Source organism: Amphritea sp. HPY (assembly GCF_050870985.1).
Taxonomy (GTDB): Bacteria; Pseudomonadota; Gammaproteobacteria; order Pseudomonadales; family Balneatricaceae; genus Amphritea.
Window position 1 is genome coordinate 2,964,761 of sequence record NZ_CP194015.1, and the last position, 24,375, is coordinate 2,989,135.

23 protein-coding genes are annotated in these 24,375 nt (G+C 49.7%); 8 read left to right on the top strand and 15 right to left on the bottom strand.

Annotated elements, in window-relative coordinates; genetic code table 11:
- Nucleotides 1–936: 936 nt before the first annotated feature.
- The 6 genes from folD to ACQUQM_RS13150 form a co-directional block, all read right to left on the bottom strand.
- The gene (gene folD, locus ACQUQM_RS13125; RefSeq protein WP_432470342.1) at nucleotides 937–1,776 is read right to left on the bottom strand and encodes a bifunctional methylenetetrahydrofolate dehydrogenase/methenyltetrahydrofolate cyclohydrolase FolD; all 840 of its coding nucleotides are present in this window, start codon (nucleotides 1,774–1,776) and stop codon (nucleotides 937–939) included.
- 321 nt (nucleotides 1,777–2,097) lie between these two features.
- Nucleotides 2,098–4,548: a GcvT family protein gene (locus tag ACQUQM_RS13130; protein ID WP_432470343.1), complete on the bottom strand. Its 2,451-nt coding sequence runs from the start codon at nucleotides 4,546–4,548 to the stop codon at nucleotides 2,098–2,100.
- Between the two features lie 101 nt (nucleotides 4,549–4,649).
- Nucleotides 4,650–5,504 carry a formyltetrahydrofolate deformylase gene (gene purU, locus ACQUQM_RS13135; RefSeq protein WP_432470344.1) on the bottom strand — a complete coding sequence of 285 codons (855 nt, stop codon included), beginning with the start codon at nucleotides 5,502–5,504 and terminating at the stop codon, nucleotides 4,650–4,652.
- A 222-nt stretch (nucleotides 5,505–5,726) separates the two neighbouring features.
- The gene (locus tag ACQUQM_RS13140) at nucleotides 5,727–6,092 is read right to left on the bottom strand and encodes a cupin domain-containing protein (RefSeq protein WP_432470345.1); all 366 of its coding nucleotides are present in this window, start codon (nucleotides 6,090–6,092) and stop codon (nucleotides 5,727–5,729) included.
- Between the two features lie 18 nt (nucleotides 6,093–6,110).
- The gene (locus ACQUQM_RS13145) at nucleotides 6,111–7,457 is read right to left on the bottom strand and encodes an NAD(P)/FAD-dependent oxidoreductase (RefSeq protein ID WP_432470346.1); all 1,347 of its coding nucleotides are present in this window, start codon (nucleotides 7,455–7,457) and stop codon (nucleotides 6,111–6,113) included.
- Nucleotides 7,458–7,981: 524 nt separating this feature from the next.
- On the bottom strand, nucleotides 7,982–8,572 hold the full coding sequence (locus ACQUQM_RS13150; RefSeq protein WP_432470347.1) for a helix-turn-helix domain-containing protein: 591 nt from the start codon (nucleotides 8,570–8,572) through the stop codon (nucleotides 7,982–7,984).
- A 605-nt stretch (nucleotides 8,573–9,177) separates the two neighbouring features.
- Between ACQUQM_RS13150 and ACQUQM_RS13155 the strand changes: the two genes are divergently transcribed.
- The 5 genes from ACQUQM_RS13155 to ACQUQM_RS13175 all read left to right on the top strand — a co-directional run bounded on the left by ACQUQM_RS13155 (nucleotide 9,178) and on the right by ACQUQM_RS13175 (nucleotide 14,131).
- On the top strand, nucleotides 9,178–10,182 hold the full coding sequence (locus tag ACQUQM_RS13155) for a TRAP transporter substrate-binding protein (protein ID WP_432470348.1): 1,005 nt from the start codon (nucleotides 9,178–9,180) through the stop codon (nucleotides 10,180–10,182).
- A gap of 82 nt (nucleotides 10,183–10,264) precedes the next feature.
- Nucleotides 10,265–10,825, top strand: coding sequence for a TRAP transporter small permease (locus ACQUQM_RS13160; protein ID WP_432470349.1), 561 nt, complete (start codon nucleotides 10,265–10,267; stop codon nucleotides 10,823–10,825).
- A 14-nt stretch (nucleotides 10,826–10,839) separates the two neighbouring features.
- Nucleotides 10,840–12,183: a TRAP transporter large permease gene (locus ACQUQM_RS13165; RefSeq protein WP_432470350.1), complete on the top strand. Its 1,344-nt coding sequence runs from the start codon at nucleotides 10,840–10,842 to the stop codon at nucleotides 12,181–12,183.
- 81 nt (nucleotides 12,184–12,264) lie between these two features.
- A complete protein-coding gene (locus ACQUQM_RS13170; RefSeq protein WP_432470351.1) occupies nucleotides 12,265–12,762 on the top strand; it encodes a universal stress protein in 498 nt (165 codons plus the stop codon).
- A gap of 373 nt (nucleotides 12,763–13,135) precedes the next feature.
- Entirely contained in the window at nucleotides 13,136–14,131 is a 996-nt protein-coding gene (locus ACQUQM_RS13175) for a TRAP transporter substrate-binding protein (protein WP_432470352.1), read from the top strand.
- A gap of 130 nt (nucleotides 14,132–14,261) precedes the next feature.
- On the opposite strand, the gene ACQUQM_RS13180 is transcribed toward ACQUQM_RS13175, so the two are convergent.
- Nucleotides 14,262–14,432 (bottom strand): hypothetical protein, encoded by a 171-nt coding sequence (locus tag ACQUQM_RS13180; RefSeq protein WP_432470353.1) that lies wholly within the window; start codon nucleotides 14,430–14,432, stop codon nucleotides 14,262–14,264.
- A gap of 333 nt (nucleotides 14,433–14,765) precedes the next feature.
- Between ACQUQM_RS13180 and ACQUQM_RS13185 the strand changes: the two genes are divergently transcribed.
- Both ACQUQM_RS13185 and ACQUQM_RS13190 read left to right on the top strand, forming a co-directional pair.
- The gene (locus ACQUQM_RS13185; RefSeq protein ID WP_432470354.1) at nucleotides 14,766–15,464 is read left to right on the top strand and encodes a hypothetical protein; all 699 of its coding nucleotides are present in this window, start codon (nucleotides 14,766–14,768) and stop codon (nucleotides 15,462–15,464) included.
- A gap of 131 nt (nucleotides 15,465–15,595) precedes the next feature.
- On the top strand, nucleotides 15,596–16,723 hold the full coding sequence (locus tag ACQUQM_RS13190) for an aminotransferase class V-fold PLP-dependent enzyme (protein ID WP_432470355.1): 1,128 nt from the start codon (nucleotides 15,596–15,598) through the stop codon (nucleotides 16,721–16,723).
- 151 nt (nucleotides 16,724–16,874) lie between these two features.
- On the opposite strand, the gene ACQUQM_RS13195 is transcribed toward ACQUQM_RS13190, so the two are convergent.
- The gene (locus tag ACQUQM_RS13195) at nucleotides 16,875–17,207 is read right to left on the bottom strand and encodes a hypothetical protein (protein WP_432470356.1); all 333 of its coding nucleotides are present in this window, start codon (nucleotides 17,205–17,207) and stop codon (nucleotides 16,875–16,877) included.
- 115 nt (nucleotides 17,208–17,322) lie between these two features.
- Nucleotides 17,323–18,036 (bottom strand): EAL domain-containing protein, encoded by a 714-nt coding sequence (locus ACQUQM_RS13200; RefSeq protein WP_432470357.1) that lies wholly within the window; start codon nucleotides 18,034–18,036, stop codon nucleotides 17,323–17,325.
- 308 nt (nucleotides 18,037–18,344) lie between these two features.
- On the opposite strand from ACQUQM_RS13200, the gene ACQUQM_RS13205 reads away from it, so the two are divergent.
- A complete protein-coding gene (locus ACQUQM_RS13205) occupies nucleotides 18,345–19,952 on the top strand; it encodes a protein adenylyltransferase SelO (protein ID WP_432470358.1) in 1,608 nt (535 codons plus the stop codon).
- A gap of 26 nt (nucleotides 19,953–19,978) precedes the next feature.
- Here ACQUQM_RS13205 and ACQUQM_RS13210 read toward each other — a convergent pair whose 3' ends face one another.
- The 6 genes from ACQUQM_RS13210 to ACQUQM_RS13235 all read right to left on the bottom strand — a co-directional run bounded on the left by ACQUQM_RS13210 (nucleotide 19,979) and on the right by ACQUQM_RS13235 (nucleotide 24,315).
- Nucleotides 19,979–20,734 (bottom strand): DUF2189 domain-containing protein, encoded by a 756-nt coding sequence (locus ACQUQM_RS13210; RefSeq protein WP_432470359.1) that lies wholly within the window; start codon nucleotides 20,732–20,734, stop codon nucleotides 19,979–19,981.
- A gap of 112 nt (nucleotides 20,735–20,846) precedes the next feature.
- Nucleotides 20,847–21,605, bottom strand: coding sequence for a carbon-nitrogen hydrolase family protein (locus tag ACQUQM_RS13215; protein ID WP_432470360.1), 759 nt, complete (start codon nucleotides 21,603–21,605; stop codon nucleotides 20,847–20,849).
- A gap of 245 nt (nucleotides 21,606–21,850) precedes the next feature.
- The gene (thiM, locus tag ACQUQM_RS13220; RefSeq protein ID WP_432470361.1) at nucleotides 21,851–22,669 is read right to left on the bottom strand and encodes a hydroxyethylthiazole kinase; all 819 of its coding nucleotides are present in this window, start codon (nucleotides 22,667–22,669) and stop codon (nucleotides 21,851–21,853) included.
- A 24-nt stretch (nucleotides 22,670–22,693) separates the two neighbouring features.
- Nucleotides 22,694–23,341 (bottom strand): response regulator transcription factor, encoded by a 648-nt coding sequence (locus tag ACQUQM_RS13225; RefSeq protein ID WP_432470362.1) that lies wholly within the window; start codon nucleotides 23,339–23,341, stop codon nucleotides 22,694–22,696.
- A gap of 11 nt (nucleotides 23,342–23,352) precedes the next feature.
- A complete protein-coding gene (locus tag ACQUQM_RS13230) occupies nucleotides 23,353–23,652 on the bottom strand; it encodes a DUF6506 family protein (protein WP_432470363.1) in 300 nt (99 codons plus the stop codon).
- 408 nt (nucleotides 23,653–24,060) lie between these two features.
- Entirely contained in the window at nucleotides 24,061–24,315 is a 255-nt protein-coding gene (locus ACQUQM_RS13235; protein ID WP_432470364.1) for a DUF2164 domain-containing protein, read from the bottom strand.
- Between the last annotated feature and the right edge of the window lie 60 nt (nucleotides 24,316–24,375).

Consider the following 24,375-nt stretch of genomic DNA (forward strand, 5'->3'; position numbering starts at 1 on the left):
ACAGAAATTAAATCTGACTGTTAAGTATGCTTTACATTAATCAGGACTGATTCACCCGTTTAATAGCCGCAGCTATCAATTTTATTACTAATCAATAAGTTATCCATACTTCGCGGTGCATTAAGTGTATACCTTATGAAAAACTGTCTCTATTTAACAACAAAATAACGCAAAAAAATAAATAACACTTCCTTTTCAATTGGTTACATTGTCAGCAATTGGATACATCACATTATTTCGCCATCAATTGAGTATCTAAGTATAAAAAACCTTACCGTTCTAAAAGGTGGGGGGGGGGCGGTAATCGAGCCTTAGTCTGCCTAAGCAACGAGCATAAACATTCCCCCGTTACGGTATTAAAAAACCGCCAGCTGGCGGTTTTTGTTTTTGAGTTTTGTTTTTTCTAGCCACTAGCAGGAAGACTTGCCTTCCGTTCCAGCGAGTCTAACTTGTTCGATGGTTCTTGCAACTCAGAGATACCACCTATGAAACGGGTATTGCTCATTTTTTGTTGCCTATTCTTGGCATAGCTGGTGCTGGTAGTTCGGTTTCGCCTTTATGGCGAGCCAAGACCTTTAAACGGCCAAAGGTCTTAACAATCTAAAGCCGCCCCTACTGCTTGGTTGGCCAAGCCAACTCCCCTGCGCGTTTCGCTTACAAACGGGTGCACGGAAACTCATGCGCTTCGCACACTCAAACAGCCCTCGCACTTTTCCATTTGTAACCTGTAATACCCAAAGGGCACGATGTGCTCGGCTACACAGAAGGGGAATAGATCCGTGCCAAATCCTCCTTACGGAGTAATAACTTAAAGGATATAGTTAACTCTGAAAAGATGGCTTTTCAGTTTTTTCTAGCCACTAGCAGGAAGGCTTGCCTTCCGTTCTAGCGAGCGGCGAAGCCGCGTTCTGGCAAGCAAAGCTCTGCTTTGCGGTCTTAGAAGCCGCGTTTCGCGGCTTCGAGCGTCTGACTGATCAGCGCATTAATGGTCATAGGACCGACACCGCCAGGTACCGGTGTCAGGGCGGATACCCGTGCTTCCAGACCGGTTTTCTCAATATCGCCGATACCGCCTTCGTGGTAACCGGCATCGATCACTATGGCGCCATCTTTGATCCAGTTCGCTTTGATCAGCTCTGGCTTACCCACCGCGCCGACAACAATATCCGCCTGGGCCACCAGCTCTGCCAGATTTTCGGTACGGGAATGACAGATCGTCACTGTAGCATTGGCATTCAGCAGCATTGCCGCCATCGGCTTACCCAGAATCGGGCTGCGACCAAGGACAATGGCATGCTTACCGGATAACTCAATCTGGTAGTGTTTCAACAGCGTCATAATGCCCGCCGGTGTCGCTGAGCCAAATGCCGGCTCGCCCATCGCCAGCAGACCATAGCCCTGGGTAGTGACACCATCGACATCTTTGGCGATGGCTATCGTATCGAAGCAAGCACGCTCATTGATCTGCTCCGGTACCGGATGTTGCAGCAGGATACCGCAGACTTCGGGATCGTTATTCAACTGATCAATTTTGGCCAATAACTCTGCGGTCGTAGTCGACGCTGGCATCTCAATTTTGGCTGATCCCATACCGACTCTGGCGCAGGCATTTTGCTTCATCTGCACATAGGTGGCTGAAGATGGATCATCGCCCACCAGAATGGTTGCCAGTACTGGCTTGCGCCCACCAGCAGCAAGCAGCTTTTCGACTGCCGCGTGCAGTTGCTGCTCCCGGCTTTTTGCCAGGGCTTTACCATCCAGAATCAGTGCAGACATCGATCGAACCTCATATTAGTGCGGGGTTTCCAAAAAGGAGATAAAAACTACCTGTTCCTGCTCCCTTTGTATAGTCAGGGAACGGTTCAGTGTATCTATTGTAGCTCTGTCTATTGTAACTCTGGATATTGTACCTATGTATGTGGCATTGGCTTCTCTGAACCCGACATTATTTTTCTTTAAGAATTACAGAGAAGCACTCATACAGCCCGACTTTCAGGGCATACCTTCACCTGTGGCAACTAGCCAGGCACAAGATAAGGCATTCCGGACTGTACGGCTCTTCGAACTTTGCAAATGCCGGGCCTGTTCAGGCGTTCATCAGCATTTAATCTTTTCCATCGCAGGATCATATAAAGAACGCAGTGAAGGCGTCACTTTATAACGCTGACATTCAACTTCAATCTCAAACTCTGTACTCTCCAGCCACTCCTTAGTGACACCGGCAGCATGTTCGATATAGCCCATAGCCACTGTCGCGCCAACGGTATGACCAAACATACCTGCGGTAGTACGACCAACAATCCTGCCATCAGCATAGATAGGTTCTTCGTGATAGCACAGCGGCTCCGGATTCTCGAAGCGGAACGCGACGAAGCGTTTCTTTAATGCACCTTCCGCCTTCTGCGCCAACAGAGCTTCTTTTCCGATGAAGCCGCCCTCTTTATTGAAGTCTGAGGCAAAGCCGAGACCTGCCTCGAGCGCGGTGTCGACATCGGTAATATCATGGCCCCAGTGACGGTAGCACTTCTCCATCCGCAGCGAGTTCATCGTATGATAGCCATAAGGGCGAATACCAAATTCGGCTCCGGCCTCTAACACCGCTTCATACACACTAGGGGCATACTCGGTCGGAATATACAGCTCCCACCCCAACTCGCCAACATAGGTAATCCGCGACGCCCGTACTACCGCATAGTTCAGTTCAATCTCACGGGATGTCGCAAACGGGAATCCTTCATTGGACAGACCGTCGCGGGTCAGCTTGCTCAGAGTGTCACGAGACTTAGGCCCCATAACGGTGACCACGGCATAAGCCGATGTCATATCAGTAAAGACCAGCCGCGCGTCATCCGGTTTATTACGACGCAACCAATCCATATCCCGGGTCTGACAAGCAACGCCGGAAACCACCAGATAGCATTCATCGGCTAACCGGGTCACAGTGACATCCGCTTCGATGCCCCCCCGCTCATTGAGCCACTGGGTATAGACCATCTTACCTACCGGTACCGATACGTTGTTTGAACAGATCCGGTTAAGGAAGACTTCGGCATCGGCACCGGCCACCTGGTACTTGGAGAATGAACTCTGATCGATCACGCCGACGGCATTGCGCACCGCTTCATGCTCGGCTTTATTATTATCAAACCAGTTCTGACGGCCATAGGAATATTCATACTCAGCATGCTGGCCCGCTTCGGCGAACCAGTTAGCCCGCTCCCAGCCACTCTCAACGCCAAATACTGCACCTTGCGCCTTAAGCTGTTCATGCAGCACTGAACGACGCACGCCGCGGGCGGTCCTGAACTGTTTAAATGGATAGTGGGTTTCATACAACAGACCCAATGACTCGGTGGTGCGTTCTTCCAGGTAACGCTGCGTACCCTGAAATGGCATATTGCGTCGAATATCGACATCCCACAGATCCTGCGGTGCATGGCCTTTTTTGATCCATTCCGCCAGCATCTTACCGGCACCACCGGCCGACTGAATACCGACTGAGTTAAAGCCGGCCGCAACAAAGTAGTTGCGCAGTTCAGGTGCTTCGCCCAGATGATATCGATCATCCGGGGTAAATGCTTCCGGACCATTAAAGAACAGCTGCAGGCCGGTGCGTTCCAGGATCGGCACCCGGTGCATGGCCGCTTCCAGATACGGTTCCAGATGATCAAAATCATCCGGTAGCTGATCGAAGAAGAAATCTTCAGGGATGCCATCCATACCCCAGGGTTTGGCACCCGGCTCGAACATGCCAACCAACAACTTACCTGCATCCTCTTTGTAGTAGCAGTAGCCATCCATATCCCGCAAAGTCGGCAGTCCGGCCTGCAGGTCGGGCATGTTTTCAGTGACTACATAAAAATGCTCTGCCGCATGCAGCGGCACATTCACACCGGCTTTACGACCAAACTCGCGGGCCCACATACCCGCACAGTTGACCACGTACTCAGCATCGATATCACCCCGTTCAGTAATAACCCCGGCGGCTTTACCATCGCGGATTTTCATATCCAATACTTTGGTATTTTCAAATATCTGGGCACCACCCAAACGCGCACCTTTGGCAAGGGCCTGGGTCACATCAACCGGGCTGGCCATGCCATCCATCGGCAGATGAATAGCACCCAGCACGTCGTCAATATTTAACAACGGCCAGAGTTCCTTTGCCTGATCCGGAGCGATTACGTTGCAGGGAAAACCCGCCACTTTGGCCATAGAAGCGCCACGTTTAAGCTCAGACAGGCGCTCCTTATTGGTGGCAATCGTCAGTGAGCCATTACGTACAAACCCCGTCGCCTGACCTGTCTCCGCTTCCAGTTGCTCGTACAGGCTGGCGCTGTAGTTGGCCAGCATCGACATGTTATAGCTGGCGCGCAGTGTCGGCACCAGACCGGCAGCGTGCCAGGTGGTACCGCAGGTCAGCTGTCGCCGCTCCAGCAATACGACATCGGTGAAACCAAGTTTGGTCAGGTGATAAGCTACGCTGCAGCCGATTACGCCGCCGCCGACGATGACAACCTGTGCAGAAGTGGGTAGTTGCTTGGTCATTATTATTCTCCGTATCCTGCGGCCCAGGCGCAGCATTCAGTTACTTGTTTTTTTACAGCCGATTCGCCGTGCATCTTCAGATAAAAACACCGGTTACGCTCTTAGTTGAAAATAACGGTCTTATTTCCATGCACCAGAATACGGTCTTCAAGGTGTGCACGCAGTCCGCGCGCCAGTACCGTCTTCTCAACATCTTTACCCAGGCGAACCAGGTCATCGACCTTATCGCTGTGGCTGACCCGGACCACATCCTGATCGATGATCGGCCCCTCATCCAACTGTTCGGTAACATAGTGGCAGGTCGCGCCGATCAGTTTCACCCCGCGACGGGAAGCCTGGTGATAAGGTTTAGCACCGATAAAGGATGGCAGGAAACTATGATGTATATTGATCACTTTATGACGTAGCTTCTCGCACAGAGCCTGCGGCAGAATCTGCATGTAGCGGGCAAGCACTACGCACTCAGCCTGATACTCTTCCACCAGTTGCTCCACCTGGGCAAAGCCCCGCGCCTTGTCTTCTTTATCGATCGTGACACAGTGAAATGGGATGCCGTACCACTCCACCAGCCCCCGCATATCCTCATGGTTGGAGATGACGCAGGGGATATCGCATTTCAGGTCACCACTTTGCCAACGATCCAGCAGATCAGACAGACAATGACTGCCCTTACTGGCCATCAGCACCACTTTCTTCGGCGCTGATGTATCGATAATGCGCAGGTTAAGATTCAGTTCCTGCTGCAGGGGCGCAAACTGCGCCCGCAGCTCCTCAATACCAAACGGCAAAGAGTCGGCCTGGATCTCAAAGCGGGAGAAGAACCAGTTACTGTCTTCATCCGAGTGATGCGCGGCTTCGTTGATCCAACCGCCATTTCGGGTGATTACCTCGCCCGCGCGGGTCACGATGCCAACCTGGTCGGGACAATCAAGAATCAGTCGATAGGTACGATTCATGGGTTGCTTCCTTCACTAATATCACGGCCCCGCCTTCACAACTCCAGAAGAAACAGCAGCACTGATAATTTATGGAAAAACCTTCCATAAAATGAAAATATTATATTAAATTTCACACAGATGATTATATTTATCAAGCTTATAAAGCTATAAGCTTTGTTTTCTACTTTTCAGCCGGACGCTTGCATCGCGTTCGGCCAGCAAGGCTCAGGCTTGTACTCTCTAATCCTGCAGGATTACATAGTATTTCTGGCAGGTTTCCACGACCTCCCAGTAGCCATCAAAACCGTAAGGCAACATAAAGGAGTCGCCACTCCGATAACGTCTCTGGCCGCCTTTGGCGTCGCTGATAATGACATCACCACTGATGATGTAGCAGAACTCACGGCGTCCCGGCACCGCTTTCCACTTGCCCGGTTCACTCTGCCATAAGCCTGCAATCAGACGACCCTCTTCGCCCTCCACATAAGTGGCGATCGCCTGTTTCGGATCTCCTTTTAAAAGCCGCTCCGGCGGCGTGAAAAAGCCAACCATTGGCACCGGTTGTTCGTCAAAGCTAACAACCTGATCGATATATGTTGTCGTCATTGTGATTTCCTCCAGGAATTAGCGCTTCTCATCGCGGGCAAAATAGTAGTGGTACAACGCACGCTGCCCCATACGTCGGAAAGGCGCAAAAGGGAACTTTGGCATTGGTTTAGATAACACCGGTAGATCATGACCTTTACTAATACCGGCCACTTTCTCGGCCAGCCGCATGCCTGCCTGCACCGCAAACGACACACCACTACCGCCATACCCCATGGCATAGAACACAGAGCTATCGTCTTCGGTCTGATGGATATGCGGGATATCATCAAAGGTGACGCACACCCAACCGCCCCACTGATAATCAAAACTCAGATCGCCTAAGGCACTGAATTTGCTCGTTAGAGCCCTTAACAGATTATCGTTATGTTTCGGGTTGCAGGCGTCCGCACCGGTAATCGCACTGCGGCCACCGATCAGAATTCGGTTATCCGGCAGTTTGCGGTAATAAAAACGCAGGGTCCGGGTATCGGTAATCACATCCGAGCTGACGAACTGAGTAGCCGCCAGTTCTGTGTCGGTCAGTGGACGGGTAACAATCACGTTAGATAGCACCGGAAAACTGCGATTTTTCAGCTGCGGATGCAAGGTTTGTGAGGTGTAGCCGTTGGTGGCACAGATCACCTTTTTCGCTTTTACCACCCCTCCCGGCGTGACCAACAGGTGCCTATCGCCTTCGCGATACCACTGCAGCACCGGGCTGGAAGTGTGGATAGTGGCGCCAGCGGCCCGGGCCAGGCGATGATAACCATAAGCCAGCTTTAACGGATGCACCCCAAAGCCATGCCGGAAACGCATCGCGCCATGGGCTTCGTCACTGTCGAAATGTTGCTGTTTCAGCTCATCCCCACTGAGGATATCAACGTCATAATTGAAGGTATCTTTGAGGAAGCGGGCTTCGGATTCGATCACTTTCATCATTCGTGGCCGGTGCGCAACCCAGAGATGACCATCAGCCTGCTGATCACAATCAATATTATGATCCTGTATCAATCCGCGCACCCGGGCCAGGCCGTCATAGATCTCATTGAACATGCCCCTGGCAGTTGTTTCACCATAGCGTCGAATCATCTTCTGGTAAGACAGTCGTCCTCCCGCTTTCAGGGCAAAGCCGCCGTTACGACCGCTGCACCCCCAACCAGTGGCATTCGCTTCCAGCACCGTCGCTTCAATGCCTTGCTCATGTACCAGATGATATGCCGCCGATAATCCGGTATACCCGCCGCCGATAATGGCGACCTCGACCTCTTTATCCGCCGTAACAGGGCCATCATCTTGTGGCGCAGGGCCTGCGGTATCAGCCCAGTAAGAACCTGGGTAAGGCATGCCGGTTCCCGGATCTGTAGCAACTAAAGGATCGTACATTGCATCCTCCTGAAAAACGCCGGCCTGCATACCGATCGTTCAGAGTTATTTTTATTGTTTCGCTCCGGCAGGAATACACCATGACCCGAACCTGATGGATGCAAATATAGTGAAGGAGCGTCAAACTTGCAATGAAATTATTGTATATTTTTTCATGATTGAATATAAATAGCACAATATTTCATAAAGACAGGTATGAGAAATCCATTAAAATCAATCAATTATTAAATTTCAGCGAGCATTGGTTATTTCATTCAATTTGTTGGGCATCGCTCCGCTCAGACCAACCTACAACTCTTTCAAACCAACCTTTCGTTCGGTAATACAGTTTATTCAAGGCAATAAAAAACGCGCTCGAAGCGCGTCTATCACCAAACATTCTTACCAGGTCATACTCTTTAGGTATATCACTGAAGGAAACTAAGAAGGCTTTTCATGCTTTTTCTAGCCACTAGCAGGAAGGCTTCCCTTCCGTTCTAGCCAGTCGCGAAGCGGCGATCTGGCCACTAAAGAGCCTGCGGCTCTTAATACCCCCCTGCAAGCGTCCATATCACGACGGTCTCTTCTTCCTGCGACGGATTACGTGACCAGTGCGTCTCATCACCACTGAGAATAAAACTGTCCCCTGCGCTGAGCAGAAACTGCTTATCGCCAATCCCCAGCTCTAAAGTCCCGGACTGGACCAGTCCTCCCTCTTCACCTTTTCGCTGACGGGATTCCTGACTACCCGCACCAGGGGCGAAAGTCGTCAGCACCATCTGCAACTGGCCACTCAGTCGGGGGGACAGTAACTCTTCGCGGATGCCTGTACCGGAAAAGTTAAGACTACGACGGGCATCACTACGCACGATGTGATCCACTTCATTCAGCGGCACTTCGCCATCAGCATGAAAAAACCAGCTGATCTGTACGTCCAGAACCTGACTGATCGCTTGCAGTACCGGAATAGGTAACGAGGATACACCGCGCTCAACCTGGCTGACATAACCCACAGAGCGACCGATCTTTTCGGCCATGGTGATAAGAGTGATCCCTTTTGCCTTGCGCAGATCCCGAATCTGAGCACCGATGCGAAGATTCTCGTTATCTATAGCGTCTTGTTTTTGCTGCGTCATGTTGCATCCACCATTTCAGTTGCTACATAGATAACACCAACGAACACAATAATGAAGTTTGTTTATAGGTTTTCATTAAAACCATACACGTGATTAAAATTATTCATTATGTGAATAAACAGAAAACATATATGTCAGATGCCGGAAGAATACTACTATGACAGGAAAGCGGGGCTATTCAGCTCCTGTACTGCCCCGGGTTGCTAAATTCAGAAGCGGTTACCGAGCGCTCACAGATGGCAAAACTCAACTATAGTATGAATATTCGCTTTCCCGGCAACGCCAGTAACTACGCAGGATTCAGGCTGGCTCCAATACGGCAGATGAGCTGGTTCTAAAAAAGCCGGCCCCATGCGTTAACTATGTATAGCATTATCACGCTAAGATTCTGCACTCTGATAACCATCACGCTAAGCCTGATGGCCATCAGGTAACTAACAACAGATCTGAACGGAGTGATGATGACCCGCAGACAACCGATCCGTCCGTTCTGAATAACAGAACAATAAGAGATCGTCAGCAGCGGGTCGGTCAGCCGGGTCTGACCTACATGACTCTCCCTACCTATCTCAGGATGGGTGGATCAAACAACTCAGGAGTTACTTATGAAACATAAAAATAAGATCGCTAAAGTACTTTCCCTGACTGCTGGCCTGATATTCTCAGCCAGTACTCTGGCCGCAAACTGGAATATCGCTGTCGGTGATGGTGGTGGCAGTGCTCAGGAAGCACTGGGACTCAAATTTATTGAGCAGCTGGAAGCAAAAACCGGCGGTAAGCATTCAGCCAAACTGTTCCTGAACGGTCAGCTGGGCTCTGAACAGGACACAGTCAACGACGCCGCAATCGGCACCCTGGATTTCTCTATCCTGGCCAGTAACAACCTGGCGCCTTTCTCCCCAACTCTGGGTATCCTGTCCCTGCCATACATCTTCGAAAATCTGGATCAGGCAGTACAGACAGTTGAAGGCCCGATCGCCGCAGAACTGGTTAAGAATACGATTCGTGACTCCGGTGTTCGTATCATCGGCTGGACCTATTCCGGTTTCCGGGTACTGAGTAACTCCAAGCGCCCGATCCAGAAACTGGCTGACCTGGACGGTATTGTGATTCGTGTACCGAAAAACGAGATCATGATCGATACGTATAAGTCCTGGGGTAACAACCCTACGCCGATGGCCTGGTCTGAAACCTTTACCGCCCTGCAGCAGGGTGTAGTTGATGGTCAGGATACGCCTTACACTACTATCTACGCGATGAAGTTCGGTGAAGTTCAGAAGTACATCTCTGACCTGCACTACCTGTTCCTGCTGGAGCCGCTGATCGTTTCTGAATCTGTATTCCAGGATCAGAATGAAGCAACCCAGAAGGCAATTCTTGAAGCCGGTAATGAAGCGACTGCTTACAGCCTGCAATGGCTGAAAGATCAGGAAGCAGTTATCAAAGAAGAGTTGGTCAGCAAGTACGGTATGCAGATCGATACCCTGCAAGACGAAGCTGAATGGGCGAAAAAGGCTCAGGAAGCTGTATGGCCTAAGTTCTACGAGTCAGTAGGCGGCAAGGCTAAAGTTAATGAGCTGCTGCGTTCTCTGGGGCGCGATGAAGTCTAAGGTTTAATTAAACCGGCTTTATCAACCTAACAGGATCATGCACCCGCCATGGGTGCATGCTCTTTTTACCGGAGACCATACCATGGGCAGTAAGATCTTTAATTTTCTAAATAATATCGAAAGCTATATCTGTCGCACATTGCTGGCCCTGTTTGTCACCCTGCTGTTTGCACAGATCGTATCCCGTCAGCTGTTTGGATACTCATTTTCCTGGAGTGAAGAGCTTTCCGTTTATATGTTTGTCTGGTTTGTATTTTTCGGTGCCAGTTACGCAGCTAAATTAGCAGCGCATAACCGGGTTACCTTTCAATATAAACTGATGCCTGCGTGGATGCCTCCAATCCTTGAAGTCCTTTCAGACCTGGTCTGGATCGGTTTTAACGTATATTTTGTTTACCTGTCATACGACTTTGTGTTCAACAAGATGAACCTTTTCTGGAAGTCTCAGACACTCGGTATACCGATGAAGTATATCTACCTTATTTTACCGATTGCATTCAGCTTGATGACTATCCGTATCATTCAGGTGAACTATTACAAACTGGTTAAAGGCATCGATATCCGCGATCCCGACTCTCAGGAACTTGATGAGCTGATGGAACACGATATCGACGAAGAAGACAATAAGAAAAACGCCGCGTAATCCAGGAGCAGGTCATGGCTGAATCATCCATAGTATTAATATTATTCGGGTCCTTCTTGGTCCTGTTGGTAATGGGCGCGCCCGTTACCGTTGCGCTCGGGGTTGCGGCACTTTCATCGTTCCTCTATCTCGACCAAAACCCTATTAAGTTTGTCCAGATAGCTTTCACCTCCGTCGGCTCATTCCCGCTGATGGCGCTGCCCGCCTTCATCCTGGCCGGAGCATTGATGGAAGCCGCCGGTATATCGAAACGGCTGGTCACACTGGCGGAAAGTTTTGCCGGCCCGGTCACCGGCGGTATCTCTGCCGCTACCGTACTGGCCTGCATGTTCTTCGGCGCTATCTCAGGTTCCGGCCCTGCTACAACAGCTGCAGTTGGCATGCTAATGATCCCAGCCATGGTTAAGCGTGGCTACGATAAGGGCTATGCTTCGGCAATCACCGCATCATCCGGTGGTCTGGGTATCGTAATCCCGCCGTCCATTCCGATGGTAATCTTCGGCATCTCGGCGATCGGCCTGAGCGTACCGCCGGAAGCTATCGCTGAGCATGGTGAATTCCAGAGTGTATCCATCACTAAGATGTTTATCGCCGGAGTATTCCCGGGGCTGGTTATTTCGATCAGCCTGATGACGCTGAACTATTTCCGCTGTAAGAGACTGGGCTATGCAGGTACTGCTGAAGGCTGGGATTTTGCCCATATTGCAGAAGCATTCCGTACCGGGTTCTGGTCAGTTATGGCACCGCTGGTAATTCTGGGCGGTATCTACTCTGGCTTCTTTACGCCGACTGAGTCTGCGATTGTTGCGATCTTCTATACCTTGTTTGTCGGTGTCTTTATCCATAAAGAGCTGTCCTGGAAAGATCTGTTCCGCTCGCTGGAAACCACCACATGGCTGTCCGGCCGGGTACTGCTGATCCTGTTTACTGCAACCGTATTCGGACGCTTGTTGGTTGAGAATTCCATTCCGGCAATCGTTGCAGAATCGATGCTCAGCCTGACCGATAACATCTACCTGATCTGGTTCCTGATCATCGCTTTCCTGCTGTTCGTCGGGATGTTTATGGAAACCCTGGCAGCGATCATGATTCTGACACCTGTACTGTTACCGGTTACTTACAACCTGGGTATCGATCCGGTGCACTTCGGTATCGTCATGGTCTGTAGTCTGTCGATCGGCTTTGCCACTCCGCCACTGGGTGAAAACCTTTTCGTCGCCTCCGGTATATCCAATATCTCGCTGGAAGAAGTAACAGTGAAAGCATTGCCATTTGCGTTCGTCTCTGCAGTTGCCGTGTTCGTCATCGCCTTCTTCCCGGAAATTTCACTGTTCCTGCCACGCCAGTTTGGCTATTAGCAACAGTTCGCGAATGTCTGAACAACCGGCAGGCAGATGTCCTGCCGGTTACTCAAACTTATCTAAACAGGGAATTTGATTATGCTACCTGAAGTCCGCAAGATTCTTTACAGCACCGATCTTTCCAAAAGCTCTACCGCAGCCTTCGAGCATGCCGCTTATATTGCTAAGAAAACCGGTGCAGAGATCCATATCCTGCACATCGTAGAAAAACTATCCAACGATGCCAAGATAACATTCCAGACCTATGTAATGGACTCCAACAGCCGTCATGATCTACTGCAGGAGAGAGTTCACCGGGCGGAACAGAAACTTCTCGAAAGGCAGGATAACTTCTGGGATGACCTGCACCCGGAAGATGCCAAAGTCCGCAAGCAGATCAAATCGATCAAAATAGTTGAAGCCTATCCGGCGGAAACTATTCTTAAGATATCCAAAGAGCTGGATGTTGATCTGATTGTCATGGGCACCCACGAGAAAGGTATTTTGCATACATTCCTGGGCAGTGTTGCTAAAAATGTACTCAACCGCTCACGCATCCCGATGATGATAGTACCAATTGCGGAGAAAGAAGGATAAGCCCGACATCTAGTCTGGAATTCATTAAAACGCACCTTTCGGTGCGTTTTTTTATGCCTTAAAAAACAGACAGTAAGCGCACAAAAACAACCCGCACCAGTATATTGCAAACGAATTAACCTGAGCCCCAAAGCGATTCACAAAAGCTATACTTCGCGCACCAGAAAGAAACATATAGCCAATCAAATCAACAACTTGGCACCAGACTAAAGCATGAAAATCTGGTTCCAACACAAACAATATACTGGCCCTAATAATAAAATCACTGAACGACAATTATGTAGTCAGTCATTACAACAACAATAAAAACAGCGTTTAAGTCAGCCCCTGCCATGTCAGGTAGTGATACAAACGCACCCTCTCAGGAGTTCACATGAATAAGACCCGTACCCTTCTTTCTATCTCTGCTGGCCTGATGTTTTCTGCCAGCGCCCTGGCCGCAAACTGGAATATCGCAGTGGGCGATGGCGGCGGCAGCGCTCAGGAAGCACTAGGCATTAAATTCACCGAACTACTCAATGAGAAGACCGGTGGTAAGCACTCTGCCAAACTGTTCCTGAACGGTCAGCTGGGTTCTGAGCAGGACACTGTGAACGACGCGGCACTGGGCACCCTGGATTTCTCTATCCTGGCCAGTAACAACCTTGCACCATTCTCTCCGACGCTGGGCATTTTATCCCTGCCATATATCTTCGAAAACCTGGATCAGGCAGTTACAACTGTTGAAGGCCCTATCGCCGCTGAACTGGTGCAGAACACAATTCGTGATTCAGGTGTTCGCATTGTTGGCTGGACCTACTCCGGATTCCGCGTGCTGAGTAACTCTAAGCGCCCAATTCAGAAGCTGGCCGACCTGGACGGTGTCGTAGTTCGTGTTCCTAAAAACGAGATCATGATCGACACGTACAAGTCCTGGGGTAACAACCCAACGCCGATGGCATGGTCTGAGACCTTTACCGCGCTGCAACAGGGCGTAGTTGATGGTCAGGACACGCCGTACACGACTATCTATGCGATGAAGTTCGGTGAAGTTCAGAAGTATATCTCTGACCTGCACTACCTGTTCCTGCTGGAGCCGCTGATCGTTTCTGAGTCTCTGTACCAGGATCAGGATGCTGCGACTCAGAAGGCAATTCTTGAAGCCGGTAATGAAGCAACCGCTTACAGCCTGCAATGGTTGAAAGATCAGGAATCTGTGATCAAGAAAGAACTGGTTAGCAAGTACGGCATGCAGATCGATACCCTGCAGGATGAAGCTGAATGGGCTAAGAAAGCTCAGGATGCAGTATGGCCTAAGTTCTACGAGTCTGTAGGCGGTAAGGACAAGGTCAATGAGCTGCTGACTTCTCTGGGTCGCGATAAGATCTGAAGACTGACAATCCGTATCGTTTAAACTTAAGCGATACGATTAAATAAAAAAAGCCCCGGCTCATATGAGCCGGGGCTTTTTTTTAACTTCCTGCTGGAGGGGAAAGAAGTTAGGGAACCTTATATGGGCCTTAGCCGGCGATACCGACAAAATCGTAACGAGGCTGCTCAACAACCGCTTCTGCCGGCTTAGCCACTTCACGCATCATCGGCTCTACCTGCTTGATCGTCACGCGAATCGTATTCGCCTGAGTCGTTTCCTTAACAGATACCGAAGGTTGCACAGCAGCTTGAGCTAACATAATCACACCTCATTAGTGTTTTAAGCCCTTAGGCATCAGACACTCGTCTGATTGGGCCAGTTTGGATAACTTGATGGAGCCAGTATAAAGAGATCACATAGCGTGTAAATGAATATTAAATTCAATATTTATAACCAAATAGAATATACGACGTAACTATTTGATACGAAATATGTTTTTTTGTATAAAAAACAGTCAGTATATTTATATTTTCTCTTGCAACCGCCCTAATTAAAAATTCAAATTGGCCCTAACAGCATCTCCTGGCTGGCGCTTGGGAGCGATCGTCACTCTTCATATAGTGGGTTATAACCCAAACAAGAGTGTCAGATAATGAATACGAATATCTGTAGCGCTATCGCTCAACATACTGCTCAGGGATGGTCTCGCCCCAGTGTTCTGGTTGGCAGCGGCAACGATAACCGCAGCAGCCACAACGGCCTGCTGACAATTTTCTATAGCAGCCTGGAGCGAGCCGCAAATTATGGCTGGCTCAATGCCGGAAGAACCCTGATTGATAAAACCTATATCAACATCCTGTGGCAAGCCGCATCGCTGCCCCCGATCGGTGTCGAACCAACCAAAATAGCATCGAACCTTGATGCCTTTATTCGCTCCGAACTGGAACCAATATGGCAAGAAATTGAACATCTTAGCCATGATGAAAAACACCGGCTAAGTATCCGGCTGATCCAACAAGCAGCAGCTGAAGTATTTGGCAGCGGCTATCAGGAACAGTGTGCCAGTTGGTTATTGTTCTATCTCTGCCCGCAGTTACCAATTTTCCCAATCAGCGATAAGCTTGTACAGGCTGTTGCTGGACGACTGCAGCTGTCTGAACCCACGGCTGATTATGCCGATTACCATGAACAGTGCCGTCAGCTGTACAGCCGAATGCTGCCCAACATCCATACCACGACACCGGCAGCCTGCTATGGCAGCGAACAGGACAGGAATAACATTGATCATATCCTGCGCGGTAGTGACTGGTGGCAACGACATTGCTTCATTTCTCAGTTACTGGCTCGCTAAAGAAACTGAACTAAAATAACAACCAGCGAACTGGACAGGCATAACATTGCCACGGTTTCAATTACTCAGTTACAGGCTCGCTAAGAGGCCTGAACTAAAACAGACAATTACTCGCTTTTACGGAGATAGCTATGCCCGGATTATTACCCGATGTCGACCCGGATGGATTACTGGAATATTCAGTGGTCTATACCGATCGTGCCCTGAACCATATGTCGCAGTCATTTCAGGCAGTGATGAATGACATATCAACTAACCTGAAGCAGGTTTACAACGCTGATTCAGTAGCCGTAGTTCCCGGCAGCGGAACCTTTGCCATGGAAGCCGTGGCGCGACAGTTTGCCCAGGACAAAAAATGCCTGGTGATCCGCAATGGCTGGTTCAGTTACCGCTGGAGCCAGATTTTCGCAATGGCTAAACTTCCCTCCTCGGAGATTATTCTGAAGGCCAGACCAACCTCTGACCAGCCTCAGGCACCATTTATCCCGGCTCCTATCGAAGAAGTTGTAGCGACCATTAAAGCTGAAAGACCAGATCTGGTGTTTGCTCCCCACGTGGAAACCGCGTCGGGGATGATCCTGCCGGACGACTATATTGAACAGGTTGCTGCGGCGGTGCATTCTGTTGGCGGTATTTTTGTGCTGGACTGTATCGCCTCCGGTACCCTCTGGGTGGATATGCAAAAAACCGGTGTCGATATCCTGATCAGTGCACCTCAGAAAGGCTGGAGCGGCTCCCCCTGTTGCGGTCTGGTGATGATGAACAACAACGTCCGCCAGTTGATTGATGACACTGAGAGTAATAGTTTTGCCTGCGACCTGAAAAAGTGGCTGCAGATCATGGAAGCCTATGAAAGTGGCGGCCATGCCTACCATGCCACTATGCCAACCGACTCACTGACAAAATTTCGGGATGTGATGCTGGAAACAGAGCAGTATGGTTTCTTTAAAGTCTGTGCCGCTCAGAAAGAGCTGGGGATAAAAGTTCGGGAACTGCTAACCAGCAAAGGCATCAAAAGCGTCGCCGCAGAAGGCTTTGAGGCACCCGGAGTAGTCGTTAGCTACACCCGCGATGGTGATATCCAGAATGGCCGTAAATTCCTTAACGAAGGACTGCAAATTGCTGCGGGGGTTCCCCTGCAATGCGACGAACCCGATGATTACCAAACCTTCCGCCTCGGTCTGTTCGGGTTAGATAAACTGAAGAATGTTGACCGGACAGTGGCGGAGCTGGAGAAGGCGCTGGATAAAGTACTTTAATAAAAACCGCCTGCAGCAGTTTTTATATAAAGTACTCAGACCGCCGCTTCGCGGCTAGCTAGAACCGCTGAGCAAGCTCAGCTCGCTAGTGGCTAGAAAAAGCAAAAAGCCGCATCCGCGGCTTTTTTGCTATCTACTGCTTTCCCTCATTTCAGATTTCTCTTCTAAATGAAGGGTTTTCTATATATCTGAAATTAACTTTGAACGTACCGTCCTGTTGTTCACTTTGCCCAGTCACAACCGCCCGGTGATATAGCCGATCCTGCGATGCAGGATTCTCAATCGTAGTAAAGTTACGTTGAAAAACGTCGTATGGGTGTAGTGCTGTTGTTGCGTTTATTTCAGTCGCATCCGGGTCAAAACGCCAACGAAGAACTGAAGGGTTATCAATAGCCTGCCAGTTATTATTGAACACATCTGCCGATGCGATAGAGCCGGTACCTAATCCTAGTAACACAGCAATAAGTAATGAAAACCTTTTCATTGCCATTTCCTCAGGTACATTTGAGTTACACTCAGCATAGGAAATGTAACTGAAAGCAAGCTGAAAAAGCGGCTGTTTTTTAGACAATTGTTTACTGAGGTAATCGCAAAAAGAGCTAAAGCGGACGCAATTCCGACTGGATAAATTGCTCCCGATAGAAAAATCCCTGTATATAATCCAGCGGATACTGTTGCACCCGGGCTAACTGCCGCTCTGTTTCAATCCCTTCGAGTATAGTCTTACGACCAGCCGACCTGGCAAAGTTAAGCAGGCTGCGAAACAGCTCTTCATACTTTGGCTGATCGAGTAAAACCAGCCAGCGCCGATCGAACTTGAGGTAATCCACCGCAACTATCAGATCGACTGAGAGCATCGACTCCCGGGCCCCAATATCATCCAGTGCACATTTGATTCCCTTATTTCCTAAGTCCTGAAGCAGCTTAATACTCGCCTTTGAATCGAGCAGATCGGTATTCTCTATCAACTCAACGACCAGGTTTGTCTGCTGAGCCAGTAATACCATCAGAGAACAGTGCACCTCTTCTGTGACAGCATGAGGATCAAGATTGATGAACAGACGCGCGCCTTCAGGCGCAAGCGCTAACTGGTGCTGTTTCAATTGCAGCTCAGTTTTAGCCAGTAGATGAGGATTGCAATGCAGCGCCTGAAACACTGAAAGCGGTGACACATTTTCATTATTCTTACGATAAAAGCGCGCCAGCGCTTCGTAAGCATACACCGACTGATCATGCAGGCCGATGATAGGCTGATATTCAACACCGCAGTAATGGATGCCTATTGAACCAAGCAAAGGCTCTGTTCCAGCCATCTTATTGTTCTCCGGATTACAGAAACTTGCTACGGAATAACTACCCACTAATTATCGCCCTAAATTACTCAAATTTAACGTGCCACAAAACAATTCTATATGCGAATAATTATCATTACAATGCAATTAATAACCCTCTTTTCCCTCTCGGGTCTCAATCCCACAATAGGTTCCGGGTTAATAATCTGATGAACTATGTCAAACTTATCGGCCGACACAGACTCTTACCTCTTGTCACTGATGCTGATTTTCAAACCTCACACGAGGCAGCAGTATATTCGGAATCTAAATAACCATAAGGCCCGCAGATGACAATCCAACAGAAAGCAGTCCCCCTGAAAGCATTGGTATTCGATAACCGCTTTACCCGTGAGTTACCTGCCGATCCTGAATCTGAAAACTACTGTCGTCAGGTGATGGAATCATGTTATTCACGGGTACAGCCCACTCCGGTAGCAAAGCCTCAGCTGGTCGCTTGTGCCCGGGAGGTTGCTGAGCTGCTGGATCTGAGTCATGACGATTGTCAGAGTGAAATCTTTGTCAGGGCTTTTTCAGGTAACAATCTGCTGCCCGGTATGGACCCTTATGCAATGTGCTACGGCGGCCATCAGTTTGGTAACTGGGCGGGGCAACTGGGTGATGGCCGGGCGATTAATCTGGGTGAGGTGGTTAACAGCCAGGGGCAGCGCCATACGCTGCAGCTAAAAGGTTCAGGTATGACCCCCTATTCCCGTACAGCTGACGGTCTGGCAGTACTGCGCTCATCGGTGCGCGAATTCCTCTGCAGTGAAGCGATGTATCACCTGGGAGTACCCACCACCCGTGCCCTGAGCCTGATATTAAGCGGCGAGCAGGTTATGCGGGACATGTTTTATGATGGTAATACCAAGCTTGAACCCGGCGCTATTGTCTGTCGGGTTGCGCCCTCCTTTACTCGCTTCGGCAGCTTTCAGATTTTCTCTTCCCGGGGCGATAACGAACGCCTAAAACAACTGGCCGACTATACCATTCGTACCGACTTCCCCCACCTTGGCGAACCATCAAAAGCGGTCTACCTGGAGTGGTTTGAAGAGATCTGCCGCACTACCGCGGAGATGATCGTGCACTGGACCCGGGTCGGTTTTGTTCACGGTGTAATGAATACAGACAATATGTCGATTCTCGGACTGACCATCGATTATGGCCCCTACGGCTGGCTCGAAGACTATGATCCCGACTGGACACCGAACACTACCGATGCCCACGGACGGCGCTACCGTTTTGGTAACCAGGCCAAAGTTGCCCAGTGGAACCTGTTCCAGCTGGCCAATGCTATTTACCCGCTAATCGATGAAGCCGAACCACTGCAACAGGCTCTGACTGACTTTGCCGATACCTACGAGAAACTAAGCCAGCAGATGATGGCTGACAAACTCGGCCTTAACCAATACATGCCAGCAACCGATGATGCCCTGTGCAGCGAGCTTGAGGCGATTCTGCAGCTGGTAGAAACCGATATGACAATCTTCTATCGTCAGCTAGCTAAGGTCATATTGGATACAGATCTTGACTCTGCACAACGTTCGGCGCCTTTGCAGCATGCTTACTATGTTCCAGAGCAGCTAACGGATGAATACCTGAGCCGCCTGAATAACTGGCTGGATAATTATAAGTCTCGGCTACAGCAGGACGGTATCACGGAGAATGAGCGCAGTGCACGGATGAATAAAGTGAATCCTAAATATGTGCTGCGCAACTATCTGGCACAGCTGGCGATCGACAAATCTGAGCAGGGCGATCACGCGCTGGTTAACGAGTTGTTGGATGTGCTGCGCCAGCCCTATGACGAGCAGCCAGGTAAAGAGCAGTTTGCAGAGAAACGGCCCGAGTGGGCGCGCTCACGGGCCGGTTGTTCGATGCTGTCATGCAGCTCTTAGAGTTGCAATGTATCTATCAAGCCAGCTTATGGCTCCAACAGGTCGACATAGGCCTCATAGCTGGCATAGGCGGTCACCGGCAGTACGATGACTAACAACGGCAACGCGAACAACAGCGTCGTTAGCATAATCAGCGCCAGCGACAGTGCCCAACGCAACATCAGCAATTTATTACCCCAGACAGTGGCCACACTGGTAAACACCGCAGAAACAAAACTCACCCTCTGATGCATAATCAGAGGGATGGAGAAGGCCCCCACCATAAACCCCATCAAAGCGATCACCATCCCCATCAGGCCGGTGAACAGAAGATAGTGAAACAGACTATCCCGCAATGCCGGATCGGTCAGCAGCTCTGCACTGACCGGCACCGCCTTAACGCCAAAATACATACCATAAATAACCATCGCATCGGTCACCCAGATCAGATAACAAAGGCAAAGCACAAAAGTCAGGAAGAAGATCCCCGGCGTACTCTCTTTAACCCCGGTAATCAGATCCATGAAGCGAGGTTTCTGGCCTTCATGCAGTAACCGGCCTACTCGCTGGAACCCGGTCACCAGCAACGGTGCCACCACCATAAAACCGGTAATAAATGGATATAAAATCAGCCCCAGGTCCTGCTTCAATAGTTGCCAGTAAGCAAGCAAAGATATAATAAGAAACAGACTGCTGAAGCCCATGCTGATCCAGGGAGTCTGGCTAAAATCCTGCCAACCACGCCGTAACCAGAGCCTGACACCGGGAATATGATGAGTTGTTTCGCTACGCTGTTCGGACATGATCCCTCACTGATTTGTAATACCTGTTCATCCATCACAAAAGGTAACAGCTTAGTCGGTTAATACTTTGATCAAAGATCAAATAACTCCCTGTAAACAGATTCATCTCTGACTATATGTCCAGTATCTTACCGCTAACCTTTCCATTAGACAGAGTGCATAGCACCATCGAATTTTCACTGCCCTCTGATGCAATTATCACCTCGCCATCGGAACTCCATACCCGGCTTTTGCCACAGGACTTCCAACCACCGGTTTCGCCGGAATAGTTGGTCATCAATACTGGGAAAACATTCTCCCGTGCACGGCTCTGCAGCAACTGACTATCGGGGGCAAAACCGTTCTCAGAAATCAACACACTGCAAAGATACGCATCAGCACCTGCAGCTTTAGCTTCAGCTGAGTGGTCCGGGTTACAGAAGTCTGCACATATTGCCAACGCGATCTGTTGCCCTTTATAACTGATCACATAGCTTTCGTTTCCGGCAATAAAATACTCGGACTCACCGGGGTGAAGGTGCTGCTTACGATAGAGTTCGGTTATACCCGAAGGATAGGAGATCAGCGCGCCTATATACGGCCGTGTCCCATCACTTTGCAGAGGGCCGCCACTAACTACGATGACACCCTGTGTTTGAGCGGCTTCTGAAAGAGGTATTACAGGATCAGCATCAGCTGATGTATCAAGAGCAAGATCACTGGCCAACTCAGGCTCATAGCCGGTCAAAGACAGCTCCGGAAAAATGACAATATCCGCACCGTTTGCAGCAGCAAGCGCGACATATTTCAGATGGTTCTGCAGATTAAGATCGATACGGCCTTTGACCGCAGGGCATTGCACCAAGGCAAAAGTAACATCACTACTTTTCACCAACTGTCCTCAAATTACAGTAGACCAACATTACGCAGGCGCTAGTCAAACAGTACACTGCCTTGCGCTCGCGATTCCATTAGATGGATAGTGCCGAAAAACCAGCTGAGAAACAATTAAGAGAAAGCCCTGAGTCCAGCCCCTTACAAAGGGCCGGATTCAGAATTAAAAGGAAGGAAGGTATAAAGGCCTTTGCGAGCTACGAACGAGTCGCGCAGCGACGTTCGAACTACGAGCAACGACTTTTACGCCGCAACCTCTTCGCACTTAAGGATATGACTACGCGCTTCCAGCTGTTCAGCATCCAGCGAGTACAAAGTATCCAGGATATGCATATGCAAGCTGCCGGGACCGGCTGAACGTGAAGCCGCTACCTCACCGGCAACAGAGAGTGCCAGCAGTGCTTGCACCGTGGCATCAAACGCGCGGCGGTTAACGGCCAGGAATGTGGCAACAAATGCCGTTGCTGCGCAGCCCATCGCCGAAACCCGGGTTTGCATCAGGTTGCCATTGGCAATCATCAGCGCTTTGCTACCATCAGTAATAATGTCAGCCTCGCCGGTTTGCGCAACCACAGCACCGGTTTGCTGAGCCAGAATCCAGGCCGCTTCCGGTGTATCCCTGCCGACCAGGGCTTTAATTTCAGCGATATTACCGCGGATCACCGTCGGCTTCAGTTCCAGTAGTTCACGGGCGTAATCACAACGTTTTTCGGAAGCGTGCACCGATACCGGATCAAGTACCCAGGGACGGTGATAGTCCAGCGCGGTCTCTATTGCCGGACGGATCGCGGCTTTGCGGGCCGAATCCAGGGTACCAATATTGATACTCAGACTATCGGAACTGGCGACAAACTCCTGAATCTCATCAACCCCCATGGAAAGAGAAGGTCGCGCCCCCACCGCCAGCAGAATATCTGAGGTGAAGTCCATCGCCACCGTATTGGTAATACATTGAACACGGGGTTTCTGCTTCGCGATCGTGGCCAGCATAATGGCACAGGAGCGGGCATAGTCGGTATTGCTCTGGGATTCGATATCAAACACTTTAAAAACAGAAGACATAACACACCTCCAAAAGTATCCTGATCAGGCGCTCAGGCTCAGTCCCTGATCGACTTCAACTTTCTGAATGGCTACTACAAGCTGGGTTCTGTTCTCAATCTCCAGCTTGCGCAGAATATTCGACATGTGGGTTTTGATCGTATGTTCGGTCAAAGACATCTCACTGGCGATCTGCTTATTACGCAGACCGGAGCGTACAAACCGGAGAACGTTATTCTCCTGATTTGACAGACGCCTCAGGGCATATCCCAGACGGGTTTCCTGACCAAGCCACTGATCGACACTCACTTCTTCGTCATAACGCCAACTGCGCCCTTCCATTACAGTGCGGATTGCATCCCCCAGCTCTTCAACATCGGCGGTTTTTGCAATCGCGCCTTTTACACCGTGAAAAGAGGTCCAGCGCATAAAGGCAATATCTTTATTATCGGCCAACATCAGCACCCGTGCATCACTGGCACGAATTATCGCTTTCAACTGGTCAGCCTGATCCAGCCCTGGCAGGCGGGAATCAAGAATAATCATCACTGCATCCTGCTGATGTGACAGAGAACTCCGAAGCTCATCAAAACTGCTGACGAATGATGGCTGGACGGTAACTCCGATGCTGTTCAGGACGAGTTTCACGCCCTGGCAGTACAGAGGAGAAGCTTCAGCAACAATGATTTTCATGATCACCCCGATCAGCTCAGTTCTGCTTTCAGTCGGGCGCGTTCATCATCGCTGTACTGAACATAGCCAACGGGAATATGATCATTGATCGCATCACGAATACGTTGCGCATCATCACCGGAGAATCCACCACAGAGTTCAATCAGCTGAATCCCTTTGGTGATCATCTCCTGAGCGACCAGTTCGGCCTGAGCCACATCACTGACTCCGGCGATAGACATATCGAAGTTGTCACTGTGCAGGCGGGCATGATGTTTGAACATTTCAAGATCATCACTTTTAACAATAAAGCCGTAACGTTGTAGTGCCATATAAGCCTCCGAGCCTGATTATTTTTATATTCTGGGGATGTATTACATTAAAGACCCGATCCGTCTCACTGATTAGGACCAGAGTTTTTTAAACTTTAGGACCAAAAGACAAAGCGAAGCGAAACGAAACAGTGGCTAGAACGTCGAGCAAGCTCGACTGTCAGACGCAGCAAAAGGCCGCTGCTTGCTAGTGGCTAGAAAAAACAGACAAGCCTTCTTAATTATTTACGTGCCAAGTTCGAGCATATTGCTTCGTAAGTGTAGATGCTTGTGGGAGGCGCGCCCTCGCGGCGATTTAGATTGGTAGGTTGGTCTGAGCGCAGCGAAGCCCAACATTGTGGATTGATCCTGAATCGGGGGGGGATGAAAAACTATTTGTCCTTTAAGCTCAATTACTTTCAACAAACATCAGCGGTTAAAGCTAACCGGCTGCTCCAGTTCGTAGATCCCTTCGGTGACATCCTGCATCCGTTTTTCGACCACTGTCTGGGCATCGGCTAAGCCCTGATTGTAGAAATAGGCACCCATCTCCTTCGCTATAAAATCTAACAGAAAATCGGCATCGAACTGGCCTATTTCATGATCCAGCTCGTCATTGAAATAGCGTTGTAAGCGACCGACAAGAACTGCTTTTTCATCTTTAGAAAACTCTATTTGAGGCATTATCCATCCCTTATTATCAGTTGTTTTATATTGCTGTCTTTCCTGAACCCATTTTTATTT

Bases quoted from the DNA above. Each gene is read 5' to 3' on its own strand.
- folD (WP_432470342.1), bottom strand. From the start codon at position 1,776: ATGTCTGCACTGATTCTGGATGGTAAAGCCCTGGCAAAAAGCCGGGAG.
- ACQUQM_RS13130 (WP_432470343.1), bottom strand. From the start codon at position 4,548: ATGACCAAGCAACTACCCACTTCTGCACAGGTTGTCATCGTCGGCGGC.
- purU (WP_432470344.1), bottom strand. From the start codon at position 5,504: ATGAATCGTACCTATCGACTGATTCTTGATTGTCCCGACCAGGTTGGC.
- ACQUQM_RS13140 (WP_432470345.1), bottom strand. From the start codon at position 6,092: ATGACGACAACATATATCGATCAGGTTGTTAGCTTTGACGAACAACCG.
- ACQUQM_RS13145 (WP_432470346.1), bottom strand. From the start codon at position 7,457: ATGTACGATCCTTTAGTTGCTACAGATCCGGGAACCGGCATGCCTTAC.
- ACQUQM_RS13150 (WP_432470347.1), bottom strand. From the start codon at position 8,572: ATGACGCAGCAAAAACAAGACGCTATAGATAACGAGAATCTTCGCATC.
- ACQUQM_RS13155 (WP_432470348.1), top strand. From the start codon at position 9,178: ATGAAACATAAAAATAAGATCGCTAAAGTACTTTCCCTGACTGCTGGC.
- ACQUQM_RS13160 (WP_432470349.1), top strand. From the start codon at position 10,265: ATGGGCAGTAAGATCTTTAATTTTCTAAATAATATCGAAAGCTATATC.
- ACQUQM_RS13165 (WP_432470350.1), top strand. From the start codon at position 10,840: ATGGCTGAATCATCCATAGTATTAATATTATTCGGGTCCTTCTTGGTC.
- ACQUQM_RS13170 (WP_432470351.1), top strand. From the start codon at position 12,265: ATGCTACCTGAAGTCCGCAAGATTCTTTACAGCACCGATCTTTCCAAA.
- ACQUQM_RS13175 (WP_432470352.1), top strand. From the start codon at position 13,136: ATGAATAAGACCCGTACCCTTCTTTCTATCTCTGCTGGCCTGATGTTT.
- ACQUQM_RS13180 (WP_432470353.1), bottom strand. From the start codon at position 14,432: ATGTTAGCTCAAGCTGCTGTGCAACCTTCGGTATCTGTTAAGGAAACG.
- ACQUQM_RS13185 (WP_432470354.1), top strand. From the start codon at position 14,766: ATGAATACGAATATCTGTAGCGCTATCGCTCAACATACTGCTCAGGGA.
- ACQUQM_RS13190 (WP_432470355.1), top strand. From the start codon at position 15,596: ATGCCCGGATTATTACCCGATGTCGACCCGGATGGATTACTGGAATAT.
- ACQUQM_RS13195 (WP_432470356.1), bottom strand. From the start codon at position 17,207: ATGAAAAGGTTTTCATTACTTATTGCTGTGTTACTAGGATTAGGTACC.
- ACQUQM_RS13200 (WP_432470357.1), bottom strand. From the start codon at position 18,036: ATGGCTGGAACAGAGCCTTTGCTTGGTTCAATAGGCATCCATTACTGC.
- ACQUQM_RS13205 (WP_432470358.1), top strand. From the start codon at position 18,345: ATGACAATCCAACAGAAAGCAGTCCCCCTGAAAGCATTGGTATTCGAT.
- ACQUQM_RS13210 (WP_432470359.1), bottom strand. From the start codon at position 20,734: ATGTCCGAACAGCGTAGCGAAACAACTCATCATATTCCCGGTGTCAGG.
- thiM (WP_432470361.1), bottom strand. From the start codon at position 22,669: ATGTCTTCTGTTTTTAAAGTGTTTGATATCGAATCCCAGAGCAATACC.
- ACQUQM_RS13225 (WP_432470362.1), bottom strand. From the start codon at position 23,341: ATGAAAATCATTGTTGCTGAAGCTTCTCCTCTGTACTGCCAGGGCGTG.
- ACQUQM_RS13230 (WP_432470363.1), bottom strand. From the start codon at position 23,652: ATGGCACTACAACGTTACGGCTTTATTGTTAAAAGTGATGATCTTGAA.
- ACQUQM_RS13235 (WP_432470364.1), bottom strand. From the start codon at position 24,315: ATGCCTCAAATAGAGTTTTCTAAAGATGAAAAAGCAGTTCTTGTCGGT.